We start from the raw sequence: 21847 nt of genomic DNA, 5'->3' as shown, positions 1-21847 counted from the left end.
CCATGTCTGACCTCCGCAAGATCAACATTGACGGAACCGAGATCGAAGTCGACGGGGCGATGACCCTGATCCAGGCCTGCGAGCAGGCCGGGATCGAGATCCCGCGCTTCTGCTACCACGAGCGTCTCTCGATTGCGGGCAACTGTCGTATGTGCCTTGTGGAGGTCGTCGGCGGCCCGCCCAAGCCCGCTGCCTCCTGCGCGATGCAGGTGCGTGATCTGCGCCCCGGTCCCGAAGGTCAAGCGCCGCAGGTGAAGACCAATTCACCGATGGTGAAAAAGGCACGCGAAGGGGTGATGGAGTTCCTCCTGATCAACCACCCGCTCGATTGCCCGATCTGCGATCAGGGCGGCGAATGCGACCTGCAAGATCAGGCGATGGCTTACGGCGTTGATTTCTCGCGCTTCCGCGAGCCCAAGCGCGCGGTGGACGATCTGAACCTCGGCCCGCTTGTGGGCACCGCAATGACCCGCTGCATCTCCTGCACCCGTTGCGTGCGCTTCACCACCGAGGTCGCAGGCATTTCCCAGATGGGTCAGACCGGACGCGGTGAGGACGCGGAGATCACCTCCTACCTCAACGAGACGCTGGATTCGAACCTGCAGGGCAACATCATTGACCTTTGCCCGGTCGGCGCGCTGACCTCGAAACCTTATGCGTTTACCGCGCGTCCGTGGGAACTCACCAAGACCGAGACCATCGACGTGATGGACGCGCTGGGATCAAACATCCGCGTGGACACCAAGGGGCGCGAAGTGATGCGTATCCTGCCGCGCAACCATGATGGCGTGAACGAAGAATGGATCTCTGATAAGACCCGTTTTGTCTGGGATGGTCTGCGTCGCCAACGTCTGGACCGCCCCTATGTGCGCGTGGATGGCAAACTGAAGCCCGCCACATGGCCCGAGGCGCTGGAGGCTGTCGCCACCGCGATGAAGGGCAAGAAAGTCGCAGGTCTGATTGGTGATCTGGTCCCGGTTGAGGCGGCCTATGCGCTGAAAAACCTGATCGAGAGCCTTGAGGGGAAGGTCGAATGCCGCACCGATAATGCGCGTCTGCCCATCGGCAACCGCGCCGCATATGTCGGCACCGCCACCATCGAAGACATTGATAACGCCAAGTTTATCCAGCTGATTGGCACCGATCCTCGCAATGAGGCTCCGGTGCTGAACGCCCGCATCCGCAAGGCATGGCTGAAGGGCGCGCAAGTGGGGCTTGTCGGCCCTGCGGTGGATCTGACCTATGATTATGCCCATGTGGGCACTGATCGTGCCGCGCTTGAGGGTCTGTTGAACAAAGACTACGGTGCGGTGCTGGATGCGCCTTCCGTGGTGATCGTGGGGCAGGGTGCCCTGCGTGAGGCTGATGGTCTCGCGGTTCTGGCCGCCGCGCAGAAACTCGCGGCAGATACCGGCTCCAAGCTGATGATCCTGCACAGCGCCGCCGCGCGTGTGGGCGCCATGGACATCGGGGCTGTCACCGAAGGCGGCGTAGCTGCCGCGATTGACGGTGCAGAGGTGATCTACAACCTCGGGGCCGATGAAGTCGAAATCGATGCAGGCGCATTTGTGATCTATCAGGGCAGCCACGGCGACCGTGGTGCGCATCGCGCCGATGTGATCCTGCCCGGCGCGGCCTATACCGAGGAAAACGGCCTGTTCGTGAACACCGAAGGCCGTCCACAGCTTGCCATGCGCGCAGGTTTTGCTCCGGGCGAGGCCAAGGAAAACTGGGCCATCCTGCGGGCGCTGTCGGCGGAACTCGATGCAAAACTGCCCTATGACAGCCTCGCGCAACTGCGCAAGGCGCTGATCAAGGACGTCCCGCATCTGGCCAAGGTCGATCGCGTTGTTGCCAATGAAGGCGAGGCGCTGCCGGTTGAAAAACTCGGCAAGGCGGATTTCCTGCCTGCGGTCAAAGACTTCTACCTGACCAACCCGATTGCGCGCGCATCGCAACTGATGGCAGAGCTCTCCGCTCAGGCCAAGGCGCGCCGCGACACGGCGATTGCGGCAGAGTGATCCGGGCGGCGCTCATATCGCTCGCGGGGCTTGCCCTCATGGCCTGCACGGATGTGTCGGGCGATGAGGTGAGCCGCGCCGCGCCCGATTATCTGGGCGTGGACACCAGCCTCCTCGATGGGGATCTGGTGCAGTTCCATGTCACCATGGATCGGGTCGGGGCGCTTGAGGATCTGAACGACTATGCCGATTGCGCGGCAGCACAATATGCGCTGATCCGGGGATACGGCTTTGCGCGTCATGTGCGCACAAAAACGAAACAAGAGGCTGGTATTTGGAAGGCCGATGCGGTCTACACCATCTCGCCAGCCTTACCGCGCGGTTTGCGCACCCTCGACGCCGAAGTCGTGGTGCAGGACTGCAAGGCAAACGGAATACCTACGGTGTGAGGACCCATGGCTGAATTCTTTAACACCCCAGGCGGCATTGCTGTCATCATCCTGGCGCAGACCCTGGCGGTTGTCGCCTTTGTGATGATCTCGCTTCTGTTCCTTGTCTACGGCGACCGTAAAATCTGGGCGGCTGTCCAGATGCGGCGCGGTCCCAATGTGGTGGGCGTCTATGGCCTGTTGCAGACCGTCGCGGATGCGCTGAAATACGTGGTCAAGGAGGTGGTCATCCCGGCCGGCTCTGACCGGACCGTGTTTATCATGGCGCCGCTCACCTCATTCGTGTTGGCGATGATCGCCTGGGCGGTGATCCCGTTCAACGACACATGGGTGCTCTCGGACATCAACGTCGCCATCCTTTATGTCTTCGCGGTCTCCTCGCTTGAGGTCTACGGCGTCATCATGGGCGGTTGGGCGTCGAACTCCAAATACCCGTTCCTTGGCTCCTTGCGCTCTGCGGCGCAGATGATCTCCTATGAGGTCTCCATCGGTCTCATCATCATTGGTGTGATCCTGTCGACAGGCAGCATGAACTTTGGCGACATCGTGCGGGCACAGGACGGCAATGCAGGCCTGTTCAACTGGTACTGGCTGCCGCATTTCCCGATGGTGTTCCTGTTCTTCATCTCCTGCCTTGCGGAAACCAACCGCCCACCGTTCGACCTGCCCGAAGCGGAGTCCGAACTGGTGGCAGGCTATCAGGTGGAATACTCCTCGACGCCGTTCCTGTTGTTCATGGCCGGTGAATATATCGCCATCTTCCTGATGTGCGCGCTCACCTCGTTGCTGTTCTTCGGTGGCTGGCTGTCGCCGGTGCCGTTTCTGCCGGACAGCCCGCTGTGGATGATCGCAAAGATGGCGTTCTTCTTCTTCCTCTTTGCCATGGTCAAGGCCATCACCCCGCGTTACCGCTACGACCAGCTGATGCGTCTGGGCTGGAAAGTCTTCCTGCCTTTCTCGCTGGTCTGGGTGGTCTTCGTGGCCTTTGCCGCACGTTTCGATTGGTTCTGGGGGGCGTTCGCCCGCTGGAGCACAGGAGGCTGATATGACCCAAATCGATTACACCCGCGCCGCCAAATACTTCCTGCTGCAAGACGTGTGGCAGGGGTTCAAACTGGGGCTGAAGTATTTCTTCGCCCCCAAGGCGACCCTGAACTACCCGCATGAAAAAGGCCCGCTCAGCCCGCGTTTTCGCGGCGAGCACGCGCTGCGCCGTTATCCTAATGGCGAGGAACGCTGCATTGCCTGCAAACTCTGCGAGGCGATTTGCCCGGCGCAGGCCATCACCATTGATGCCGAACCGCGCGAGGACGGCAGCCGCCGCACCACGCGCTACGACATCGACATGACCAAATGCATCTACTGCGGTTTCTGCCAAGAAGCCTGCCCGGTGGACGCCATTGTCGAGGGGCCGAATTTTGAATTCGCCACCGAGACCCGCGAGGAGCTGTTCTACGACAAGGACAAGCTGCTGGCCAATGGCGAGCGCTGGGAAGCCGAGATTGCCCGCAACCTTGAGCTGGACGCGCCGTACAGATGAGTGAGACGCCGAAAAACCCTTTCGAGGCCATGATGGCCCAGGCGCAGGAGATGGCGAAGGCCCTCAATCCTGCGCTTGAGAGTTTCTCTCCCAAAGGGTTTGAGGCGCTCTGGCCCACCATGCCCAAAGAGGTCATGGAGATGATGTTCGGCAACACCGTCAACAAAGACGGGCTTGATGCCAAAACCCGGCTGCTGCTGACGCTGGCGGGGTTGACCATGCAGGGCGCGCAGGCCGATACGGCCGTGCGTCAGACCGTGCGCCACGCTCTTGCGGCGGGCGCGAAGAAACAAGAGATCGTTGAAACGATCGGACAGATGTCGGTCTTTGCCGGCATTCCGGCCATGACCCGCGCCATGGATTTGGCGCAGGAGGTCATGGACGACAAAGGGGACGATGAGACATGAGCGTGTTTGCCTTTTACCTCTTCGCCATCAGCGCCATCACCGGCGGGCTGTTCACTGTGATCAGCCGTCAGCCAGTGCATTCGGTGCTGTGGCTGATCCTGGCGTTTATTTCCTCGGCCGGGCTTTTTGTGCTGCTGGGGGCGGAATTTGTCGCCATGCTGCTGGTCATCGTCTACGTGGGCGCGGTCGCGGTGCTGTTCCTCTTTGTGGTGATGATGCTCGACGTGGACTTTGCCGAGCTCAAGGCCGAAATGGCCCGCTACATGCCGCTGGCACTGCTGATCGGGCTGGTGATCCTGATGCAATTCGTGATCGCCTATGGCTCGTGGGAGAGTGCGCATGACGTGGCGCAGAACCTGAGCCAGCCGATCCCTGTTGATCGGCACAACACCGAGGCGCTTGGCCTCATTATCTACGACCAATATTTCCTTCTGTTCCAGCTTGCGGGTCTGATCCTTCTGGTGGCCATGATCGGTGCCATCGTTCTGACCCTGCGCCACCGCCAGGATGTGAAGCGTCAGGACGTGCTCGCCCAGATGTATCGCGACCCGGCCAAGGCAATGGAGCTCAAGGACATCAAACCGGGGCAGGGGCTTTGATCAATGATCGGACTTGAACATTATCTCACCGTCGCGGCGACGCTGTTCGTTATCGGCATTTTCGGGCTCTTCCTGAACCGCAAGAACGTGATCATCCTTTTGATGAGCATCGAACTCATGCTGCTGGCCGTGAACATCAACCTCGTCGCCTTCTCGTCGTTCCTTGGCGATCTGGTGGGGCAGGTGTTCACGCTGTTCGTGCTGACCGTCGCCGCCGCTGAGGCCGCGATTGGCCTTGCGATCCTCGTCTGCTTCTTCCGGAACCGCGGCACCATCGCTGTCGAAGACATCAACGTGATGAAGGGCTAATCCAGATGGAAACCATTCTCCTCTTTGCCCCGCTGGTGGGGGCGGTGATCTGCGGCTTTGGCCATAAGATCATCGGCGAAAAAGCCGCCATGTGGACCGCCACCGGCCTGTTGTTCCTCACGGCGCTTCTGTCGTGGGTGACCTTCCTGTCCTTTGACGGCGAAACCCGCATCATCGAGATTTTCCGCTGGATCGAGAGCGGCAGCCTGTCGACCTCCTGGTCGATCCGACTGGACCGGTTGACCGCGATCATGCTGATCGTGATCTCCACCGTGTCGGCGCTCGTGCATCTCTATTCCTTCGGCTACATGGATCACGACCCGCAGTACAAAGAGGGCGAGAGCTACAAGCCGCGCTTCTTTGCCTATCTGTCGTTCTTCACCTTCGCCATGCTGATGCTGGTGACCTCCGACAACCTCGTGCAGATGTTCTTCGGCTGGGAAGGCGTGGGCGTTGCCTCCTACCTTCTGATTGGTTTTTATTACCGCAAGCCCTCTGCCGGGGCGGCGGCGATGAAAGCCTTTATCGTCAACCGTGTCGGTGATTTTGGCTTTTCGCTCGGGATCTTTGCGCTGTTCTTCCTGACGGACAGCATCAACCTTGGCACCATCTTTGCGGCGACGCCGGATCTGGCGGAGACCACTGTGTCGTTCCTGTGGACCGACTGGAACGCGGCCAACCTGATTGCCTTCCTGCTGTTTGTCGGCGCGATGGGTAAATCGGCGCAGCTGATCCTACACACATGGCTGCCGGACGCGATGGAAGGCCCGACCCCGGTTTCGGCGCTCATTCACGCCGCAACCATGGTGACCGCGGGTGTCTTCCTCGTGTGCCGCATGTCGCCCTTGATGGAAGTTGCGCCCGAAGCGACCACCTTTATTACCGTGCTCGGTGCCACCACCGCGTTCTTTGCCGCGACCGTGGGTCTGGTTCAGACCGACATCAAGCGCGTGATCGCCTACTCGACCTGTTCGCAACTGGGCTACATGTTCGTGGCCGCAGGCGTCGGCATGTACTCGGCGGCGATGTTCCACCTGTTCACCCACGCGTTCTTCAAGGCGATGCTGTTCCTCGGGGCTGGCTCGGTCATTCACGCGATGCACCACGAACAGGACATGATGAACTACGGCGGCCTGCGCAAAAAGATCCCCTATACCTTCTGGGCGATGATGATCGGCACGCTGGCCATCACTGGCGTTGGCATTCCGCTCACCCACATCGGTTTTGCGGGCTTCCTGTCCAAGGATGCCATCATCGAGAGCGCCTATGCGGGCGGCTCCATGTATGGCTTCTGGATGCTGGTGATCGCGGCGGCGATGACGTCGTTCTATAGCTGGCGCCTGATGTTCCTGACCTTCTACGGCAAACCACGCGGCGACAAGCACACCCATGATCACGCGCATGAAAGCCCGATGGTCATGCTGATCCCGCTGGGCGTTCTGGCGCTGGGGGCGATCTTTGCCGGTATGCTCTGGTACAACTCCTTCTTTGGTCACGCCGACAAGGTTGGCAAATTCTACGGCATCCCGGTGGCCGAGGCCTCTGCCGAGGGTCACGCCGCAGAGGGCGAGGCAGCAGCACATGGCACGGATGCATCCGAAGGCCATGGCGAGGAGACCGCAGCAGCGGGCGAACATCACTATGTGTTTGCAGGCAAGCCGGGGGAGGGCGCGCTCTATATGGCACCGGACAACCATGTTCTGGATGACGCCCATGCCGCGCCAAAATGGGTGAAGGTCTCGCCCTTCATCGCCATGCTCCTGGGCTTTGGTCTGGCGTTCCTCTTCTACATCGTAAAACCGGAGCTGCCCAAACGCCTCGCGCAGCAGCAGCGTCCGCTCTACCTGTTCCTCAAGAACAAGTGGTACTTTGACGAGCTTTATAACGTGGTCTTTGTCAAACCGGCGCTGGCGCTTGGTCGCTTCTTCTGGAAGAAGGGCGACGGCAAGACCATTGATGGGTTCCTCAACGGTGTGGCGATGGGGATCGTGCCCTTCTTCACCCGTCTCGCTGGCCGGGCTCAGTCCGGTTACATCTTCACTTATGCCTTCTGGATGGTGCTGGGGATCGCAGCCCTCGTCACCTGGATGTCGATCGGCGGAGGATCGCACTGATGGACAATATTCTCTCCATCGTAACTTTCATTCCCGCATTGGCAGCCGCTGTGATGGCGCTCTTGATGCGCGGCGAGGACGAAGCGGCACAACGCAACGCCAAATATGTTGCGCTGATGGCCACCTCGATCACCTTCTTTGTCTCACTGTTCATCTATTTTCAGTTTGATCCCTCCAACACGGGCTTTCAGTTCGTCGAGGAACGCGCGTGGATCTTTGGCCTGAAGTATAAGATGGGCGTTGATGGCATCTCGGTGCTGTTTGTGCTGCTGACGACCTTTGTGATGCCGCTGACCATTCTGGCCAGCTGGTCCGTCACCACCCGCGTCAAGGAATATATGATCGCCTTCCTGCTGCTTGAAACGCTGATGCTCGGCGTGTTCATGGCGCTGGACTTGGTGCTGTTCTACATGTTCTTCGAGGCCGGTCTGATCCCGATGTTCCTGATCATCGGCATCTGGGGCGGCAAGGACCGCATCTACGCCTCGTTTAAATTCTTCCTCTACACCTTCTTTGGTTCCGTGCTGATGCTGGTGGCGATGGTGGCGATGTATTTCGACTACGGATCGACCGATATTGTCGGGCTTCTGGGGCATGAATTCTCCTACGCCAGCTTTGACGTACTGGGCATTCAGGTTGTGGGCGGTATGCAGACGCTGCTGTTCCTGGCCTTCTTCGCCTCCTTTGCGGTGAAGATGCCGATGTGGCCGGTGCACACATGGTTGCCGGACGCCCACGTTCAGGCCCCGACGGCGGGCTCTGTGGTGCTGGCGGCGATCCTGTTGAAAATGGGCGGCTACGGCTTCCTGCGCTTTTCCTTGCCAATGTTCCCTGTCGGCTCTGAGGTGATGACCGATGTGATCCTGTGGATGTCGGCGATTGCGATTGTCTACACTTCGCTGGTGGCGATGGTGCAGGAAGACATGAAAAAGCTGATCGCCTATTCCTCGGTCGCCCATATGGGGTTTGTGACCATGGGCATCTTTGCGGCGAACCAGCAGGGTGTGGATGGGGCGATTTTCCAGATGCTCAGCCACGGCTTCATTTCGGCCGCACTCTTCCTCTGCGTAGGCGTCATCTATGACCGCATGCATACCCGCGACATCGACGCCTATGGCGGTCTGGTGATCCGCATGCCCGCCTATGCGCTGGTCTTCATGTTCTTTACCATGGGCAACGTCGGCCTGCCGGGCACCTCGGGCTTTATCGGGGAATTCCTGACCTTGATGGGTGTGTTCCAGGAAAACACCTGGGTTGCCTTTGTGGCCACCACTGGCGTGATCTTCTCGGCCTGCTATGCGCTCTGGCTCTATCGTCGGGTGGTCTTTGGCGATCTGATCAAGGAAAGCCTCAAGAGCATCAAGGACATGAATGCCCGCGAGAAATGGATCTTTGCACCACTGGTCGCAATGACACTCTTGCTGGGGATCTACCCTTCCGTCGTCACTGATGTGATCGGTCCCTCGACCGAAGCGCTGGTGCAATCCGTCAACACGGCCGTTGCCGACGCGGGGCCCCTCTGGGATGCCGCCGAGGTCGATGTCGCCGCCACCAATTCCCACTAAGGAGCTGATGAGATGCAAGCTGATCTCTCCGTGATCCTGCCCGAGATCATCCTCGCCGTCTTCTCGATGGCGGCGCTGCTCGGTGCTGTCTACACCGTCAAGGACAAGCTGGCGCCGATGCTCGTGTGGGTGACCGCCGCGCTGATGGTGGTGCTGGGCATCTGGATCGGAACCTCCGGTTCCGGCGCCACCGAGGCCTTTGGCGGCATGATCGTCAATGACGCCTTCGCGCGATTTGCCAAAGTGGCGATCCTGTTCTCTGCCGCCGCCGTGATGGTGATGGGGCAGGACTATATGTCGAAACGCGGCATGCTGCGGTTTGAATACCCGATCCTGATCGCGCTCTCTGTCATCGGCATGATGGTGATGGTCTCCGCAGGCGATCTGATGGCGCTTTATATGGGGCTGGAGCTGCAGTCGCTGGCGCTCTATGTGGTCGCTGCCCTGCGCCGCGACAGCATCAAATCCACCGAGGCGGGCCTCAAGTATTTCGTGCTTGGCGCGCTCTCCTCCGGTCTGCTGCTCTATGGCGCGTCGCTGGTCTATGGCTTTGCGGGCACCACCAAATTTGCCGGCATCATCGAGGTCGCCCAGCACGGCGAGGTCTCCATCGGCCTGTTGTTCGGGATCGTGTTCCTGATCTCCGGCATGGCGTTCAAGGTCTCTGCGGTGCCGTTCCACATGTGGACGCCGGACGTCTACGAGGGCGCGCCGACCCCGGTCACCGCCTTCTTTGCCTCCGCACCCAAAGTGGCCGCGATGGGTCTCTTTGCCCGCGTGCTGCATGATGCCTTTGGCTACGCGATCGAGGACTGGAGCCAGGTCATCGCGCTGTTGTCGGTGCTGTCGATGTTCCTTGGTGCGGTTGCGGCCATTGGCCAGACCGACCTCAAACGCCTGATGGCCTATTCGTCGATTGCCCATATGGGCTATGCGCTGATCGGTCTGGCGGCGGGCACTGCGCTGGGTGTGCAGGCGCTGCTGATCTACATGTCGATCTATGTGGCGATGAATATCGGCACCTTTGCCTTCATCATGATGCTGCACCGCGACGGCAAACCCGTCACCGACATTGCCGCGCTGAACCAATACGCCAAACGTGAGCCGGGCCGCGCGCTTGGCATGCTGGTGCTGTTGTTCTCGCTTGCGGGCGTGCCACCGATGCTGGGCTTCTTTGGCAAGTTCTTCGTGCTGCGCGCTGCGGTCGAGGCGGACATGGCATGGCTTGCGATTGCCGGTGTGATCGCTTCGGTGATCGGGGCCTACTACTACCTGCGCATCGTGTTCTTCATGTACTTCGGCTCTGAGGGCGATGACGTGGAAACTTCCCGCTCGCCGGTGTTGCTGGCCTTCTTTACGGTTGGTGCGGCGCTGATGCTGGTGGGGGTTATCACCACCTTCGGGCTGGAAGGTGCTGCGGCCTCTGCGGCGGCCATGCTGGTCAACTGATGAGTGCAGGCAATAATTCGTCAAAAGGCCCGGTCCGGAGCGACCGGGCCTTTTGCCTTTTGTCAAACCGGGTGCTAAAGGGGCGCGCATGACAGATTGGCCTATCGGATACGGGCGCCGTGTGCTGGCAGAAGTCGACAGCACCTTAGACGAGGCCGCCCGCCTTGCGCCCAGCCTTACCGGGCCGGAGTGGATACTCGCCCTGCGCCAGACCAAAGGCCGCGGACGACGCGGACGCGCGTGGACCGATCCCAAGGGCAACTTTGCAGGCACGCTGGTCTATCGCCCCAAGGGCACGCCCGACCAGATCGCCCTGCGCAGCTTTATCGCCGCACTTGCGCTCTATGACGCCGTAGAGACCGTGACTGGCCGCACCAGCGGACTTGCGCTCAAATGGCCCAATGATGTTCTGCTCAATGGCGGCAAACTTGCGGGCATCCTCCTTGAAAGCGCGGGCGTCAAATCCGGTGTCGATCATCTTTCTATCGGGATTGGCGTCAATCTGGCCGAAACCCCGATGAAAGAATGGCTGGAACCCGGCGCAGTGTGGCCGGTGTCTCTCCAGTCGGAAACCGGCGTGCGTGTCGATCCGGAGACGTTTCTGTCGGCGCTTGCCCTTGCATTTGCCCGCCATGAGGACCAGTTCACCACCTACGGCTTTGCGCCCATCCGCGAGCTGTGGCTGTCACGCGCGGCCAAGCTGGGTGAGGTGATCACCGCCCGCACCGCGCGCGAGGAAACCTCGGGCACCTTTGAAACCATCGACGACGCGGGCAACCTCGTTCTCAAGACCGCAAAGGGGACCGTCACCATCCCCGCCGCGGATATCTTTTTCTGACGGAGGCGGGGCACATGCTTCTCGCGGTTGATTGCGGCAACACCAACACTGTCTTTGCACTCTGGGATGGCGATCAGATGATCGGCCATTGGCGCACCTCGACCGAATGGCAGCGCACCGCAGACCAGTATTACGTCTGGCTCTCCACCCTGATGACCCTGCAAGGTATCAAGGCGCAGATCACCGATGTCATCATTTCCTCGACCGTGCCGCGCGTGGTTTTCAACCTGCGCGTGCTGTCGGACCGCTATTTCAAGACCCGCCCGCTGGTGGTGGGCAAACCCGAATGCGCGCTCCCGGTGGATGTGCGCGTCGACGAAGGCACCACCGTTGGCCCGGACCGTCTGGTCAATACGGTCGCCGGCTATCACAAATACGGCGGCGATCTGATCGTCGTTGATTTTGGAACCGCAACCACATTCGACGTGGTGGCCAAGGACGGCGCCTATGTGGGCGGTGTCATTGCGCCGGGGGTGAACCTCAGCCTTGAGGCGCTGCACCATGCCGCCGCCGCACTGCCCCATGTCGACATCTCGAAACCACAAAATGTCATCGGCACCAACACGGTCGCCTGTATGCAATCCGGCGTGTTCTGGGGCTATGTCGGCCTCGTGCGCGAGATCTGCGATCGCATCAAGGCCGAATCCGGCGTGCCGATGAAAGTCATATCAACCGGCGGGCTGGCGCCGCTCTTCCAGCAGACAGCAGATCTATTTGACGCATACGAGGATGACCTGACCATGCAAGGTCTGCGGCGCATCCACGAACATAATAAGGATATCGGTACTCACGCATGAGCAGTGAACGTTTAATCTATTTGCCCCTCGGCGGGGCAGGTGAAATCGGCATGAACGCCTACGTCTATGGCTACGGCGCGCCGGGCAAGGAACGCCTGATCCTGGTGGATCTGGGCGTGGCCTTTCCCGACATGGACACCACCCCCGGCGTGGATCTGATTATGCCCGACATCAGCTGGCTGGCGGAACGCGCCGATCAGCTGGAGGGGATTTTCATCACCCACGCCCACGAGGACCACATCGGTGCGGTGGCGCATCTTTATAGCCGCCTCAATGTGCCGGTCTATGCGCGCGCCTTTACCGCCAATATCGCCCGTCGCAAGATGGAAGAGCAGGGCCATGACCCCGACGCCGTGGTGACGATCTCGCCTTGGCCCGAAGTCACAAAACTCGGCCCCTTCACCATCGGCGCGGTGCCCATTTCGCACTCGATCCCGGAATCGGGTGGTCTGGTGATCGACAGCCCTGCAGGCCGGGTGATCCATACTGGTGATTTCAAACTGGACGCCAACCCCATCGTGGGCGAGGCTTTTGATCCCGACCTCTGGGCCGAGATTTCCAAGGATGGCGTGCAGGCGCTGGTGTGCGATTCCACCAATGTGTTCTCACCGCATGCGGGCCGCTCCGAGAGCGATCTGGGCGACAACATCACCAAACTCATCTCTGAGGCCTCCGGCATGGTGGCGGCGACCACCTTTGCCTCCAACGTCGCACGCGTCAAAACACTGGCGCAGGCGGGCGAACGGGCAGGGCGCTCTATTGTGCTTTTGGGCCGTGCTATGCGCCGGATGATCGAAGCCTCGATCGAAACCGGGGTGCTGAGCGATTTTCCCAAAGTGGTGCAACCCGAGGAAGCGGCTGATATTCCGCGCGAAAACCTGATGCTGATCACCACCGGATCGCAGGGCGAACGCCGCGCCGCCACCGCACAGCTGGCCCGTGGCAAGTATCGCGGCATGGAACTCAAGGAGGGCGATCTGTTCCTGTTCTCCTCCAAGACCATTCCCGGCAATGAAAAAGGCGTGATCTGGATCATCAACCAGTTCTCCGAGAAGGGCGTTGATGTGGTGGATGACAGCTCCGGTCTCTATCACGTCTCTGGTCACGCCAACCGCCCCGACCTTGAGCAGATGCATGACATCGTAAAGCCCAAGATCCTGATCCCGATGCACGGCGAACACCGCCACCTGCGCCAGCATGCGCGCCTCGGCGAAGACAAGGGCATCGCCTCCGCCATTGCCGTCAACGGCATGATGATCGACCTCACGGGCGATACGCCCAAGGTGGCCGACTATATCGACACGGGCCGCACCTATCTGGACGGTTCGGTCAAGATCGGCGCCATGGATGGCATTGTGCGCGACCGCATTCGTATGGCGCTCAACGGTCATGTGGTGGTCACGGCCATCCTCGACGAAGAGGACGAACCGCTGGGCGAACCTTGGGTGGACCTCAAGGGCCTTGCCGAGACCGGTCAGTCCAACGCCGCATTGGCCGAGGTTATGGAAGAAGACCTGAACCAGTTCCTGATGCGCGCGGGCAAGAAGACGCTGAAGGATGACGATAAGCTGGAACAGGAACTGAAGCGTATTGCGCGTCAGACTGCCCAGTCCGAGATCGGCAAGAAGCCCGAAGTGACGGTTGTCGTCAGCCGTATGCGCTGATCGCGGAAGAGGGGGCGCTGCCCCCTCGTGCCCCTTCGGGTCACTTCACCTCCGAGGTATTTTTGAAAAGATGAAGGGGGAGGCGCTCTGTCCTCTCCCTTTTCGTGAATACGCGGTTACAGCATCTGAACGGCGATGCGGTTACCCTCGCTGTCTTCGATTTCCGCAACAAACCCACCATCGTCCAAAGCGGTCTTTGGAAGGAGGATCTGCTGGCCAAGGTGTGTTGCGCGTTTCAGCACCGCGTCGATGTCGTTCACGCTGAGATAGAGCAGCGCGCCCTGATGTGTGGGCACATAGATCTCCCCCTCTGCCAAGGCCCCGCTGGCCCCGTCTTGTCCTTCGGTGAAGGGAAAGAAGGCCATACGGTTGCCGTGGATGCTGGTGATGTCGGAAAATGTGATTTCAAATACGGTGCTGTAAAATGTCATGGCGCGCGCGAGGTCGCGTACAGGAATTTCAACGTGGGCAATAATGTGCACGGGTTTCTCTTTGAAAATAAAGGGTTCGGCAGTATCTCAAACAAAGCCCGAGGGCTCCGTTTGCGATAATTTTGCGGAAATATGAGCGCTTAGCTGGCCGCCAGCGCCGCAATGATCGGTGCAAAATCAGCGGACTTCAGGCTGGCCCCACCCACCAACGCGCCGTCGACGTTTGAGACGGCAAAAATCTCTGCCGCATTGCCGGGTTTCACCGATCCGCCATACAAAAGCGGCACATCCGCGCCCGCATTGCCAAAGCGTTGTACCAGCGCGTCGCGCAAGGCGTTATGCACCTCTGCAATCTGCTCCAGCGTGGGGACTTTGCCGGTGCCAATGGCCCAGACCGGCTCATAGGCGACAACAGTGTTTTGTGCCGTGACACCATCGGGCAGGGAGCCTGCCAGCTGCATGCCCACCACCTGCAGGGTGGAGCCCGCCTCGCGTTCTTCCAAGGTTTCACCGATGCAGACCACGGCGACCAGATTGGCATCATGGGCGGCGTCGGTCTTGGCGCGCACCATTTCGTCGCTCTCGCCATGATCGGCGCGACGTTCGGAATGGCCAAGGATCACATAAGACGCCCCCGCATCGCGCAGCATCTCGGCGCTCAGGTCCCCGGTATGCGCGCCGGATGCGGCCGCGTGGCAATCCTGCCCACCGATGGCGATCTTGTCCGCATGCTCGGCCGCGCGGGAGATCAGCGTAGCGGGGGGGCAGATCAACACGTCCACGCCTTTGGGCAGATCCCCCTTGGCGAGCGCTTCCAGCTCTGCGAGGCTGTCGCCGGTGCCGTTCATCTTCCAATTGCCTGCCGCGAGTTTGCGCGCCATGTCGCCCCCCATATCTTGTTGCATAATACTGTCATCATTGGTGGTAGCACCGAGGCGCGAGACGGGCAATCATCGCCGCACCCCACATCAAAAAAGGGCGGCGCATGGCCACCCTTTTGATGCGGAATATGAGTGCTGTTCGGGGGTTATTCGCCGACCTTAAAGCTGATCGATTCACCGCAACCGCAGGCCTCAGCGACGTTGGGGTTGTTGAACTTAAAGCTCGACTCCAACAGCGTGGTCTCATAGTCGATCTCGGTGCCAAACAGGAACATCTGCGCCATCGGCGCAATCAGCACCCGCGCGCCGTCCTGTTCCACCACCTCGTCATTGGGGTCGGCGGCATCGACATATTCCATGGTGTATTCCATGCCCGCACAGCCGCCTTTTTTGATGCCGATGCGCAGACCGGCATGGCCCGCTTTCTCCATCAGCTTGGAGATCTGCGCGGCGGCGCGGGGGGTCATGGTGACAGCTTGCTTGCCGGGAATGGCGAACATGAGGAAGGCTCCGTTATGTGTTACCCTGTAACCTAAGTGGTCCGCTGCGGCCCATCAAGGGGCGGCTGGCAACAGGGTGGGGCCGACTGGCCTGCGATCACGATACTGCGACCGCAGGGTTTCGATTACATGAACCCGAGTTCCAGCCGGGCTTCATCCGACATCATGTCCATGCCCCAGGGTGGCTCCCATGTGAGTTCCACATCGACGCTTTTGACGCCGGGCACGGGGGACACCGCATCAACGATCCAGCCGGGCATGTCGCCTGCGACTGGGCAGCCGGGCGCGGTCAGGGTCATGATGATTTTCACATCGTTTTCATCCGTGATATCAACCGTGTAGATCAGGCCAAGATCGTAGATGTTGACCGGGATTTCCGGGTCAAAGACGGTGCGGCAGGCATCAACCACCGGCTCATAGAGCGAGTGGGACACGGAGGAGGGCGCAATCAGCGGGGTGCCTTCAAGCGGTTCGGATGCGTCGGTCATTCAAGCCTCGGTCAGTTATCTGAGGTTTTATATAGGGAAACGAGCGCGCCGGGTCCAGAGAGCGTGGCGTTTTCGAAGACTGTTGTGATGGCCAAGATTGGGTGCAGGATACGCTGCCGAGCCTCCGGTTGGGTATCACACTCCGGCACGTGATGCGAATGTTTCAGAACTCACCTTGATAACAGATGCTGCGCATTCGAGGCTGAAAAAACCAACGCCCTGCGCGGAGTGGTGTGACCAATCGAATTTCAATAAAACCTATATCACTGAGAGACTTTGAACATGACTGAACAGGTTATTGCCCCGAAAATAGCGGTTGTAGAAAATAAGCCAGAAATGATGTTTGCGAAGTGGTTGACTTACGCCCTCGGCGCGGTTTCAGCCGTTGTTTTAAACGCGCTCTCCGGTGCGGCGGATCAGCCGCATATGTCTGCAATGCTAATCCGGTGGTTTGCGGCGATACCGTTCTTGGGCTTTGGGATCTATTACGCGGCATTGGTCTATTTGCAGCACTACAAGCTGCCGGACACCCATGAAAATGACCCACGGCCCAGTTGGATGATCGCAATGACCAACTGGATTGCAGCCAAAACACCCGCGCGGGTCAAAACCGTGTTGAAGATGTCAGTAGAAACCAACTTATTGTTGGTCATGCTAGGTGTGTCGGCGGTGTGCCTGTCGTTGGCTGCGATATTGTTTTGGGACGGGTTTGAGCTGTTCAATCAGGTGAACACGCTTCTTTATCAACAACAGGTGCAAGCGCTGATGGTGAAGTAATCAAAAGCGCCGAGGCGTTCCCTCGGCGCTCATATGTTGCTCAGTCGTTGATATCGGTGTCGAAGGTCTTCACCTGACCCTTGGGCAGGGCAAAGACGCGTCTGAGGATCAGCCATGCTGCCAGTGACAGCACCGCAAAGACCAGCAAAAGCACCGGTAAAGTGAGGCTCAATGGTGTCAGCAGGATCACCGCAACCGCTGCCGCGCCAATGGCAAAGCCAAGAAAGACAAACCCCGGCAGCAGGATCTCAATGATGGCAAGGCCCAAGGCAATCACGCCCCAGACCCACCACAGTGACCAGAGCGCCCCCATCACTTCGCCTTCAGCATTTTGAAGGCATCGCCAAAGGCCTCAATGGCTTGTGCTGGCACGATAATGGTCTGTTTGCCATCGCCATTGCCCAGCGCGTTGAGGGCTTCGACCTGTTTGAGCGCCACCTGATACTGCGCTGCGGCCAGACCGTTCTCGGCAATCGCCTTGGCCACAACTTCGGTGGCAAAGGCTTCGGCCTCGGCCTGAATACGGCGCGCTTTTGCGGTTTGCTCTGCTGCATAAAGCTCAGCATCGGCGGCCAGCTCGACCGCGCGTTTCTTGCCCTCGGCTTCGGTCACCTGCGCGCGGCGGGCGCGTTCGGCATTGAGCTGCTGCAACATCGCATCACGGGTGGCTTGGTCGAGGTTCACGTCGAGGATCTCGGCGCGTGTCACCTCGATGCCCCAATCGTCCACCGCGCTCTCCACGCTTCTCTTGATCTCACCGATCAGCTGCGAGCGGTTGGATTGCACCTCGTCGAGGTCCATCTTGCCGATCTCGGCGCGCACGATCCCGGCCACGGTGGTCGAAATCGCCCCATCCACATCGCGGATGCGGTAGACGGTCTTTTCCGGTTCCAGAATGCGGTAAAACACCGAGGTGTCGATCTCGACCAGCACGTTATCGCGGGTGATCGCGTCCTGGCTGGCATTGGGCAGCTGACGCTCCAGAATGGAGACTTTGTGGCGTACAACATCCAGAAATGGAACGATAAAGTTGATGCCCGGCCCAAGCACGGATTTCAGGCGGCCAAAGCGCTCGACCACGTATTTTTCCGATTGGGGTACGATGCGGACCCCTTTGAAGATCACGATGATCACAAAGAGGGCGGCAACGATATAGAGCAGCCCACCAGAGAGGGCGTCGATGATATCTTGTTCTGTCATGGGAAAAATCCGGGTCTAAATCAACAATGAGCGCAGAGTTTCCCCTCAACGCCGGAGCGTCAAGGGGAAAGGGTCTTCGTTCACCGCATGGGTTATTCGGCGGCGTCGCCCAGCGCCTTGCGGCTGCGCAGGGGCGTGGGGCGCACATTGGTCTCGATCTCGTCGTGGATCAGGGCCGCGATGTCTTTGTTTGATGTCTTCTCGATCCCCTCAAGACCCGGCGAGGAGTTCACCTCCAAAACCTTTGGCCCGGTTTCCGAGCGCAAGAGATCGACACCCGCGACCCCAAGGCCAAAGCAGCGCGCGGCGCGGATTGCGGTTGCGCGCTCTTCCTTGGTGATGCGGACCGAGACCGCGCTGCCACCGAGATGCAGGTTGGAGCGGAAATCGCCCTCCGCACCGGACCGCTTCATTGCTGCAACCACTTTGGACCCCACCACAAAACAGCGAATGTCGACGCCTGCGGCCTCTTTGACGAATTGCTGCACAAGGAAGTTGGCCTTGAGGCCACGAAACGCCGTAATCACCGATTCCGCCGCCTTCTTGGTTTCCGCCAGCACCACACCTTTGCCTTGTGTGCTCTCAAGCAGCTTCACAATCAGCGGCGCACCACCGACAATATCAATCAGCGCGTTGGTGTCCTTGGGCGAGGCGGCAAAAGCGGTGGGGGGCATGCCGATCTTGTGACGTGCCAGCATCTGATGCGCGTGCAGCTTGTCGCGGCTGGCGGTGATGCCCGCGCTGCCGTTGACGCAATAGGTGCCGATGGTCTCAAACTGGCGCAACAGCGCCGTACCATACTGGGTGATCGAGGCCCCGATCCGCGGGATCACCGCGTCATAGCGGGGCAGGCGCTTGCCGTCATAGTGGATTTCCGGTGCCAGCGCGTTGATCGACATATAGCAGCGCGAGGTGTCGATCACCTCCACCGAATGGCCACGGCGTTCGCCTTCTTCGACCAGACGGCGGGTGGAATAATTGTCCTCGCGGCTCAGCACCGCAATCCGCAGCGCGCGGTTCGGGGCCTTTTTGCGGATCGCGGGCGTGGTGTAGACGGAGTAATCCAGCTCCGGTTGGCAATAGCGCTCGGACGGCACCACGGAGATGTTCTCCGTAAGCGCCTGCCGCCCCAGCAGCATATGCAGAGCCATGCCACGCCGGTCGGTCAGCGTGATCTCCACCGGCCAGACCTGCCCGCCGATTTCCAGATTGGTTTCAATCACATAGCGCAGCTCACGATCCCCATTGGAGGAGGTCACCTCGCGGCGGTCCTTGATCTCGGCAGAGCAGGGGATGAGCAGATCATCGCGCCCCGGAATCGGATGCACGGTAAAGCGGACCTTGGGGGCCTTGGAGGGGCCAAAGGTCTCAATGTCAGTCGCATGAAGGGCAGAGGTCCGTGCGCCGGTGTCGACCTTTGCACGCAATGCGGGCAGGCCAAGTGTGGGCAATCTGACCCATTCCTCCCAACCTAGACGCAGGTTCTGGTTCGGGTCATCTGTGGACATAGGGACGCCTCCTTGGCATTAGGGGTGAATCACCGCCCTCGCGGTGTGCAGACTGACGCAGGAACATGAGATGGCAGAGCTTTTCAACTTTGAAATGACAGCAACGGACGGCAAGGCACGCACTGGTGTAATTCATACACCACGCGGCGACATCCGCACCCCTGCCTTCATGCCCGTCGGCACCGCCGCCACCGTTAAGGCGATGATGCCCGAAAGCGTGCGCGCGACCGGTGCCGATATCCTGTTGGGCAATACTTACCACCTGATGCTGCGCCCCACCGCCGAGCGGATCGACCGCTTGGGTGGCTTGCATAAGTTTATGAATTGGGACCGGCCGATCCTGACTGACAGTGGCGGTTTTCAGGTGATGTCGCTGGCGGGGCTGCGCAAGCTCACCGAAAAAGGCGTGACCTTCAAATCCCACATCGATGGCTCGCGTCACGAGCTGACGCCGGAACGCTCGATGGAAATTCAGGCGCTCTTGGGTTCTGACATCGTGATGTGTTTTGACGAATGTCCCGCGCTGCCAGCTGACCGGGATCGCATCGCCGAGAGCATGCGCCTGTCGATGCGGTGGGCGGAACGCTCGCGCGAGGCCTTTGGTGATCGGCCGGGCCATGCGCTTTTTGGTATTCAGCAGGGTGGTCTGGAGCAGGATTTTCGCGAAGAAAGCGCCGAAGCTCTCACCAAGATCGGCTTTGACGGCTACGCCGTTGGCGGCCTTGCGGTGGGCGAAGGACAAGAAGCGATGTTTGGCTGTCTGGACTATGCGCCCGACATGCTGCCGGTGGACAAGCCGCGCTACCTGATGGGCGTCGGCAAGCCCGACGACATCGTCGGCGCGGTGGCCCGTGGCATCGACATGATGGATTGCGTGCTGCCCTCGCGCTCTGGTCGCACGGGGCAGGCGTTTACTCGTCACGGCGTGGTCAATATCAAGAACGCCCGCCATCAGGACGACCCGCGTCCCTTGGATGAGAATTGCAGCTGTCCGGCATGCAGCAATTATTCGCGCGCCTATCTGCACCACGTGTTCCGGTCGAACGAGATGATCTCCGGCATGCTTCTGACATGGCACAACCTGCATTACTTTCAGGACATCATGGCTGGCATGCGAGAGTCAATCGCAGCCGGCACATTTGACGCTTGGCAGAAGAATTTCCACGACATGCGCGCCCAAGGCGATATCGAACCGCTCTGAGCCTGATCCTCGCCGGGGCAAGAAGCTGAGAGCGCAGTGTTTGTCAGATATCGCATCGCCACCCGCACGAGACCTCCGGGTGGCGATGCGTTTATTATGTTTGTCAGAAACCTTGAGCTGCGAAGATTATCTGAAAATGACGCCAATCGTTTTGGGATAGGCGCGTTCCTGCGGTTTCGCGATTTTGTCAAACCGAACCACATGTGTCACCGCTTGCTGCTGCGCACCAATAACTGCCGTGCATTGTAGGGTGATAGAATCCTGTATGCCGGGTGTCACAGCAAAGGCGAGTTTGGCCGGGGTCTTTATCTTCTGACGCCGCGCGCCCTGCTGCACTTCGCAAGAGGCTCCCGCAATTTCAGTGGTGGCGCTGTCGGCAGCAAAGGCGGTGCGGAGGGCTACGGCTTCTGTACGCTCAGCCGCAGCCCCTTGAAAACCAATTGCCTGTGCGTCTTCCGGCAAGGGCAGCGGGGCGCTGCATGCGCTTAACCCCAGACCGGCAGCGATCAGCCAAATTGCTGGCCGCATCACTTTTTACCCGGCTGCAGGTTCACTTCGACCCGGTCCGGGTAGCGGAACTTGTCACTGGTGGCGTCGCGAGAAGACTTGATCGCACCCTTCACCAATGCAACGGCAAGAGCGCCTGCCAAACCGCCACCGGAGGATTGCGTACTGTTGATTTTTTCAACGGTCGCGTTGATGGCAGGAATTTTCTGGCTCACACCAGCACCGTTCAGACGGCAGGTCACCGAGGCATCCTCAGTTTTGCCCAAATAAGTGGGCAACGAGACCCGCGCGGGGCTCACAATCCCGGCGCTATAGCCGATACCGTTGATCGTGCAGGGCACACCCTTGGCTTCGACAGTTTTTCCATCCGATTGCGTCAACGTGCGAATTTCCACAATGGCGTACTCGCTGACATTTTGTTGTGCGATGCGGCTGGAAAAACGCACGCTCTCCGGCGGGGTGTCCAGCGGCTCATATTGCATACATGCCGACAGCGTGCACATCAGTGCCACGAGTGAAATTTTCTTCATGTCCCAAAACCTGTAGTTATTTGAAGTTTTTAGTGCCTCTCGCAGGGGGCGAGTGGTTCTTACCGAAACATGAGCAGGTTGAACACTATTACGTGATAAAATTTTAGGCGGCGTGTGTCGGCGTATCTACGC

Annotated in this window: 24 protein-coding genes; 15 read left to right on the top strand and 9 right to left on the bottom strand. The window is 59.7% G+C overall.

The window, feature by feature from the left end; genetic code table 11:
- The first annotated feature begins 2 nt into the window (after window positions 1-2).
- From nuoG to QNI81_RS09090, 13 genes are all read left to right on the top strand, one after another.
- A complete protein-coding gene (nuoG, locus tag QNI81_RS09150; protein ID WP_168577553.1) occupies window positions 3-2021 on the top strand; it encodes an NADH-quinone oxidoreductase subunit NuoG in 2019 nt (672 codons plus the stop codon).
- Window positions 2018-2410 (top strand): YNQ4 family lipoprotein, encoded by a 393-nt coding sequence (locus QNI81_RS09145; RefSeq protein ID WP_005624612.1) that lies wholly within the window; start codon window positions 2018-2020, stop codon window positions 2408-2410. The genes nuoG and QNI81_RS09145 overlap by 4 nt, the downstream gene beginning before the upstream one ends.
- Window positions 2411-2416: 6 nt before the next feature.
- Entirely contained in the window at window positions 2417-3454 is a 1038-nt protein-coding gene (gene nuoH / locus QNI81_RS09140; protein ID WP_065330698.1) for an NADH-quinone oxidoreductase subunit NuoH, read from the top strand.
- 1 nt (window position 3455) lies between these two features.
- A complete protein-coding gene (gene nuoI, locus QNI81_RS09135; RefSeq protein ID WP_005624618.1) occupies window positions 3456-3950 on the top strand; it encodes an NADH-quinone oxidoreductase subunit NuoI in 495 nt (164 codons plus the stop codon).
- Complete coding sequence (locus tag QNI81_RS09130) at window positions 3947-4357, top strand: carboxymuconolactone decarboxylase family protein (RefSeq protein ID WP_005624621.1); 411 nt, start codon at window positions 3947-3949, stop codon at window positions 4355-4357. The genes nuoI and QNI81_RS09130 overlap by 4 nt, the downstream gene beginning before the upstream one ends.
- Complete coding sequence (locus QNI81_RS09125) at window positions 4354-4956, top strand: NADH-quinone oxidoreductase subunit J (RefSeq protein ID WP_005624623.1); 603 nt, start codon at window positions 4354-4356, stop codon at window positions 4954-4956. Before QNI81_RS09130 ends, QNI81_RS09125 begins: the two co-directional genes overlap by 4 nt.
- A 3-nt stretch (window positions 4957-4959) precedes the next feature.
- Window positions 4960-5265 carry an NADH-quinone oxidoreductase subunit NuoK gene (nuoK, locus tag QNI81_RS09120; RefSeq protein ID WP_005624625.1) on the top strand — a complete coding sequence of 102 codons (306 nt, stop codon included), beginning with the start codon at window positions 4960-4962 and terminating at the stop codon, window positions 5263-5265.
- Window positions 5266-5270: 5 nt separating this feature from the next.
- Window positions 5271-7379: an NADH-quinone oxidoreductase subunit L gene (nuoL, locus tag QNI81_RS09115; RefSeq protein WP_283966304.1), complete on the top strand. Its 2109-nt coding sequence runs from the start codon at window positions 5271-5273 to the stop codon at window positions 7377-7379.
- The gene (locus QNI81_RS09110; RefSeq protein ID WP_283966303.1) at window positions 7379-8944 is read left to right on the top strand and encodes an NADH-quinone oxidoreductase subunit M; all 1566 of its coding nucleotides are present in this window, start codon (window positions 7379-7381) and stop codon (window positions 8942-8944) included. Before nuoL ends, QNI81_RS09110 begins: the two co-directional genes overlap by 1 nt.
- Window positions 8945-8956: 12 nt before the next feature.
- On the top strand, window positions 8957-10393 hold the full coding sequence (nuoN, locus tag QNI81_RS09105) for an NADH-quinone oxidoreductase subunit NuoN (protein WP_005624631.1): 1437 nt from the start codon (window positions 8957-8959) through the stop codon (window positions 10391-10393).
- A gap of 88 nt (window positions 10394-10481) precedes the next feature.
- Complete coding sequence (locus QNI81_RS09100; RefSeq protein ID WP_005624633.1) at window positions 10482-11231, top strand: biotin--[acetyl-CoA-carboxylase] ligase; 750 nt, start codon at window positions 10482-10484, stop codon at window positions 11229-11231.
- A 14-nt stretch (window positions 11232-11245) separates the two neighbouring features.
- The gene (locus QNI81_RS09095; protein WP_009179099.1) at window positions 11246-12028 is read left to right on the top strand and encodes a type III pantothenate kinase; all 783 of its coding nucleotides are present in this window, start codon (window positions 11246-11248) and stop codon (window positions 12026-12028) included.
- Window positions 12025-13692 carry a ribonuclease J gene (locus tag QNI81_RS09090; protein WP_065326954.1) on the top strand — a complete coding sequence of 556 codons (1668 nt, stop codon included), beginning with the start codon at window positions 12025-12027 and terminating at the stop codon, window positions 13690-13692. Before QNI81_RS09095 ends, QNI81_RS09090 begins: the two co-directional genes overlap by 4 nt.
- Window positions 13693-13808: 116 nt before the next feature.
- Here QNI81_RS09090 and QNI81_RS09085 read toward each other — a convergent pair whose 3' ends face one another.
- From QNI81_RS09085 to QNI81_RS09070, 4 genes are all read right to left on the bottom strand, one after another.
- Window positions 13809-14174 (bottom strand): VOC family protein, encoded by a 366-nt coding sequence (locus tag QNI81_RS09085; protein ID WP_283966302.1) that lies wholly within the window; start codon window positions 14172-14174, stop codon window positions 13809-13811.
- 89 nt (window positions 14175-14263) lie between these two features.
- Window positions 14264-15004 (bottom strand): triose-phosphate isomerase, encoded by a 741-nt coding sequence (gene tpiA, locus QNI81_RS09080; RefSeq protein ID WP_283967878.1) that lies wholly within the window; start codon window positions 15002-15004, stop codon window positions 14264-14266.
- A 146-nt stretch (window positions 15005-15150) separates the two neighbouring features.
- Complete coding sequence (locus QNI81_RS09075; protein WP_005618153.1) at window positions 15151-15504, bottom strand: HesB/IscA family protein; 354 nt, start codon at window positions 15502-15504, stop codon at window positions 15151-15153.
- Between the two features lie 125 nt (window positions 15505-15629).
- A complete protein-coding gene (locus QNI81_RS09070; protein WP_005618150.1) occupies window positions 15630-15992 on the bottom strand; it encodes an SUF system Fe-S cluster assembly protein in 363 nt (120 codons plus the stop codon).
- A 282-nt stretch (window positions 15993-16274) separates the two neighbouring features.
- On the opposite strand from QNI81_RS09070, the gene QNI81_RS09065 reads away from it, so the two are divergent.
- A complete protein-coding gene (locus QNI81_RS09065; protein ID WP_283966301.1) occupies window positions 16275-16769 on the top strand; it encodes a hypothetical protein in 495 nt (164 codons plus the stop codon).
- Window positions 16770-16809: 40 nt separating this feature from the next.
- On the opposite strand, the gene QNI81_RS09060 is transcribed toward QNI81_RS09065, so the two are convergent.
- From QNI81_RS09060 to rimK, 3 genes are all read right to left on the bottom strand, one after another.
- Entirely contained in the window at window positions 16810-17082 is a 273-nt protein-coding gene (locus QNI81_RS09060) for a hypothetical protein (RefSeq protein WP_005618146.1), read from the bottom strand.
- Window positions 17082-17969 carry an SPFH domain-containing protein gene (locus QNI81_RS09055; protein ID WP_283966300.1) on the bottom strand — a complete coding sequence of 296 codons (888 nt, stop codon included), beginning with the start codon at window positions 17967-17969 and terminating at the stop codon, window positions 17082-17084. The genes QNI81_RS09060 and QNI81_RS09055 overlap by 1 nt, the downstream gene beginning before the upstream one ends.
- Window positions 17970-18061: 92 nt before the next feature.
- Window positions 18062-19477 carry a 30S ribosomal protein S6--L-glutamate ligase gene (gene rimK / locus QNI81_RS09050; RefSeq protein WP_283966299.1) on the bottom strand — a complete coding sequence of 472 codons (1416 nt, stop codon included), beginning with the start codon at window positions 19475-19477 and terminating at the stop codon, window positions 18062-18064.
- 70 nt (window positions 19478-19547) lie between these two features.
- Between rimK and tgt the strand changes: the two genes are divergently transcribed.
- On the top strand, window positions 19548-20678 hold the full coding sequence (gene tgt / locus QNI81_RS09045) for a tRNA guanosine(34) transglycosylase Tgt (RefSeq protein ID WP_283966298.1): 1131 nt from the start codon (window positions 19548-19550) through the stop codon (window positions 20676-20678).
- Window positions 20679-20804: 126 nt separating this feature from the next.
- On the opposite strand, the gene QNI81_RS09040 is transcribed toward tgt, so the two are convergent.
- Both QNI81_RS09040 and QNI81_RS09035 read right to left on the bottom strand, forming a co-directional pair.
- A complete protein-coding gene (locus QNI81_RS09040) occupies window positions 20805-21206 on the bottom strand; it encodes a hypothetical protein (protein WP_283966297.1) in 402 nt (133 codons plus the stop codon).
- Window positions 21206-21715, bottom strand: a complete 510-nt coding sequence (locus tag QNI81_RS09035; RefSeq protein WP_065330710.1) for a hypothetical protein — start codon at window positions 21713-21715, stop codon at window positions 21206-21208. Before QNI81_RS09035 ends, QNI81_RS09040 begins: the two co-directional genes overlap by 1 nt.
- Window positions 21716-21847: the final 132 nt, after the last annotated feature.

It is taken from the genome of Tritonibacter sp. AK171 (assembly GCF_030127025.1).
GTDB classification, from domain to species: domain Bacteria; phylum Pseudomonadota; class Alphaproteobacteria; order Rhodobacterales; family Rhodobacteraceae; genus Epibacterium; species Epibacterium mobile.
This window is presented reverse-complemented; position numbering and strand designations above follow the sequence as displayed.

Excerpts from the sequence above, each read along its gene's own strand:
- nuoH (WP_065330698.1), top strand. The coding sequence starts at position 2,417 with ATGGCTGAATTCTTTAACACCCCAGGCGGCATTGCTGTCATCATCCTG.
- QNI81_RS09130 (WP_005624621.1), top strand. The coding sequence starts at position 3,947 with ATGAGTGAGACGCCGAAAAACCCTTTCGAGGCCATGATGGCCCAGGCG.
- tpiA (WP_283967878.1), bottom strand. The coding sequence starts at position 15,004 with ATGGCGCGCAAACTCGCGGCAGGCAATTGGAAGATGAACGGCACCGGC.
- nuoN (WP_005624631.1), top strand. The coding sequence starts at position 8,957 with ATGCAAGCTGATCTCTCCGTGATCCTGCCCGAGATCATCCTCGCCGTC.
- rimK (WP_283966299.1), bottom strand. The coding sequence starts at position 19,477 with ATGTCCACAGATGACCCGAACCAGAACCTGCGTCTAGGTTGGGAGGAA.
- nuoL (WP_283966304.1), top strand. The coding sequence starts at position 5,271 with ATGGAAACCATTCTCCTCTTTGCCCCGCTGGTGGGGGCGGTGATCTGC.
- QNI81_RS09090 (WP_065326954.1), top strand. The coding sequence starts at position 12,025 with ATGAGCAGTGAACGTTTAATCTATTTGCCCCTCGGCGGGGCAGGTGAA.
- QNI81_RS09075 (WP_005618153.1), bottom strand. The coding sequence starts at position 15,504 with ATGTTCGCCATTCCCGGCAAGCAAGCTGTCACCATGACCCCCCGCGCC.
- QNI81_RS09110 (WP_283966303.1), top strand. The coding sequence starts at position 7,379 with ATGGACAATATTCTCTCCATCGTAACTTTCATTCCCGCATTGGCAGCC.
- nuoG (WP_168577553.1), top strand. The coding sequence starts at position 3 with ATGTCTGACCTCCGCAAGATCAACATTGACGGAACCGAGATCGAAGTC.
- QNI81_RS09095 (WP_009179099.1), top strand. The coding sequence starts at position 11,246 with ATGCTTCTCGCGGTTGATTGCGGCAACACCAACACTGTCTTTGCACTC.
- QNI81_RS09055 (WP_283966300.1), bottom strand. The coding sequence starts at position 17,969 with ATGACAGAACAAGATATCATCGACGCCCTCTCTGGTGGGCTGCTCTAT.
- QNI81_RS09100 (WP_005624633.1), top strand. The coding sequence starts at position 10,482 with ATGACAGATTGGCCTATCGGATACGGGCGCCGTGTGCTGGCAGAAGTC.
- QNI81_RS09065 (WP_283966301.1), top strand. The coding sequence starts at position 16,275 with ATGACTGAACAGGTTATTGCCCCGAAAATAGCGGTTGTAGAAAATAAG.
- QNI81_RS09070 (WP_005618150.1), bottom strand. The coding sequence starts at position 15,992 with ATGACCGACGCATCCGAACCGCTTGAAGGCACCCCGCTGATTGCGCCC.
- QNI81_RS09060 (WP_005618146.1), bottom strand. The coding sequence starts at position 17,082 with ATGGGGGCGCTCTGGTCACTGTGGTGGGTCTGGGGCGTGATTGCCTTG.
- QNI81_RS09035 (WP_065330710.1), bottom strand. The coding sequence starts at position 21,715 with ATGAAGAAAATTTCACTCGTGGCACTGATGTGCACGCTGTCGGCATGT.
- QNI81_RS09125 (WP_005624623.1), top strand. The coding sequence starts at position 4,354 with ATGAGCGTGTTTGCCTTTTACCTCTTCGCCATCAGCGCCATCACCGGC.
- nuoI (WP_005624618.1), top strand. The coding sequence starts at position 3,456 with ATGACCCAAATCGATTACACCCGCGCCGCCAAATACTTCCTGCTGCAA.
- QNI81_RS09040 (WP_283966297.1), bottom strand. The coding sequence starts at position 21,206 with ATGCGGCCAGCAATTTGGCTGATCGCTGCCGGTCTGGGGTTAAGCGCA.
- tgt (WP_283966298.1), top strand. The coding sequence starts at position 19,548 with ATGGCAGAGCTTTTCAACTTTGAAATGACAGCAACGGACGGCAAGGCA.
- nuoK (WP_005624625.1), top strand. The coding sequence starts at position 4,960 with ATGATCGGACTTGAACATTATCTCACCGTCGCGGCGACGCTGTTCGTT.